Source organism: Candidatus Neomarinimicrobiota bacterium (assembly GCA_041862535.1).
Taxonomy (GTDB): domain Bacteria; phylum Fidelibacterota; class Marinisomatia; order SCGC-AAA003-L08; family TS1B11.
In genome coordinates, this window is the sequence record JBGVTM010000171.1 from 1 (window position 1) to 2,192 (window position 2,192).

Consider the following 2,192-nt stretch of genomic DNA (forward strand, 5'->3'; position numbering starts at 1 on the left):
GCCTCCTGGAGCCGTATATCACGTATTGTCCAGGTCGTCGAATCCAGCTCCACGGTAGCGAACCACGAGGGCTCTGCGTGGCGCATTTCCCAACGCACCAGGCCTTTTCGTGACGGTCTGGCGCGGATTGCGATGGTCTCAGGTGGCAATTCACCGTAGAGCAGACGCACCCAAAGGTTAACTTCTGTCCAGCGTAGGGAATCAATAACTGTTTGGCGGGTATTCCGGTCGTAAAGGTAAAGTGATCGGCCATCGCTGGCGTATATCTTATCCCACAGCTCCAGGCGGAACACGCTGGGGCCAACCAGCACCATCACCCCGGTAGTGTCAAATTGGAAGTCGTCGTCGGTCAGGGTATAATGATATTGGAGCAGCATGGGCGCTTGTGCCAGAAAGGCCGCCACCATGTCCTGAAACCGCCGTTCCGGTTGTCCCATAGCCGGGCAGGCAAAAAGCAACCCCGCAATGAGTAGTGCGTGTGGCCGGACCATTGGTCAGGACTTGGCCGCCCTGCCAAGACCCAGGCGTCGGCGGTCGTAGTTGTCTTTCAGCACCTCCCGGCACCAATCCAGATGGGTGATATACCAGGTGACGGTCTTGACCAGACCGGTGCGCAGGGTTTCCTTCGGCATCCAGCCCAGCTCGCGCTGTATTTTACCGGCATCAATAGCATAGCGACGATCATGGCCCGGCCGATCAGGGACAAACTCAATCAAGGCAGCATAATCGATATCGGTGCGGTAGTCGGTATGCTCCCTGATAAGCTCGGACTGATCTGTCAGGCACTGGAACAAGGTGTGGAGCAGGTCCAGGTTGGTCATTTCGCAATGTCCGCCAACGTTGTAGGTCTCACCCGGCTGGCCATGCGCCAGTACCTGGAGAATGGCATCGCAATGATCCTCCACGTACAGCCAATCCCGGATATTCATACCATCGCCGTAGACGGGAATCGGCTTACCCTCCAGGGCATTCATCAGGACGAGGGGGATCAGCTTTTCGGGAAACTGGTACGGTCCGTAGTTATTCGAACAGTTGGTTATGATAGCAGGCAGCTTGTGGGTGCGGTGGTAGGCCCGCACCAGATGATCCGAGGCGGCCTTGGAGGCAGCGTAGGGCGAATTGGGGGCATAGGGCGTGCGCTCGCTGAAGGCGCCGGTGGCTCCCAGACTACCGTAGACCTCATCGGTGGAGACATGATGAAAACGGAATGACCTGGCCGCATTTCCAGAAAGACCCTGCAAGTAGTTCAGGGACTCATCCATAAGTACATAGGTGCCGACGATGTTGGTGGCGATGAAATTGTCGGCTGATTCGATACTCCGGTCCACGTGGGACTCGGCGGCGAAGTTAACCACGTACGCTGGTTGGAACTCCTTGAGCAGCCGGCGTACCAGTTGCCGGTCGCCGATATCGCCCTGGACAAAGCGGTAAGCCGGGTGCTCCTCCCAGGGGCGCAGGGTGGCCCGGTGACCGGCATAGGTCAGCTTGTCCAGAACCATAACCTCACCCAGCTCCTCGCCCAGCACCCTGGCAACAAAGTTGCCGCCGATGAATCCGGCACCACCGGTGATGAGAAAGCGTTTCCCTGTAGCAGCCATTTATAATCGGTTGCTGTTCTGTTGAATTGCCTGAATCAGTCGTCCATTCCGCAGGTAAACTTAAGCTCCCGGGCGCCGGGTGAGCAGCTGCTTGAGATAGCTTTCATCCACCAGCACATCCCGGGCCTTGGAACCGCTGTAGCCTGAGATAATGCCAGCCCGTTCGAGTTCGTCAATGAGGCGCCCGGCCCGGCTGTAGCCGATGCGGAAGCGCCGCTGGAGCATGGATACCGAGGCCTGTCGCTGTGAGATGACCAGGCGGGCCGCCTCCTCGAAAAGGTCGTCCTCTTCTCCGGCAATGGTGATCTCACCTTCTCCCGCGCTTTCCAGGTCATCCGGCAGGAAAATCTCTTCCGGTTTAGGCTGGTGCCGGATGAAGTCCAGGATATCCGTAATCTCGTTGAGGGAAATGTAGGCGGCGTGGAGGCGGACCGGTTCCGAGGCCCCGGGCTGCAGAAACAGCAGATCACCCCGCCCCAGGAGTTTCTCAGCCCCCATCTGGTCCAGGATAGTGCGGGAGTCTACCTTGGTGGCTACCTGGAAAGCGATCCGGGCCGGGAAATTGGCCTTGATCAGACCGGTGACCACGTCCAC

General features: G+C 58.3%; 3 protein-coding genes. All 3 read right to left on the minus strand.

Annotation, left to right across the window (positions count from 1 at the left end):
* Positions 1–491 (minus strand): hypothetical protein (locus tag ACETWG_06180; protein ID MFB0516175.1); only part of this gene is annotated, 491 nt, incomplete at its 3' end.
* 3 nt (positions 492–494) lie between these two features.
* A complete protein-coding gene (rfbB, locus tag ACETWG_06185) occupies positions 495–1,598 on the minus strand; it encodes a dTDP-glucose 4,6-dehydratase (protein MFB0516176.1) in 1,104 nt (367 codons plus the stop codon).
* A gap of 60 nt (positions 1,599–1,658) precedes the next feature.
* On the minus strand, positions 1,659–2,192 hold a 534-nt coding region (locus ACETWG_06190; protein ID MFB0516177.1), incomplete at its 5' end, for a DNA translocase FtsK.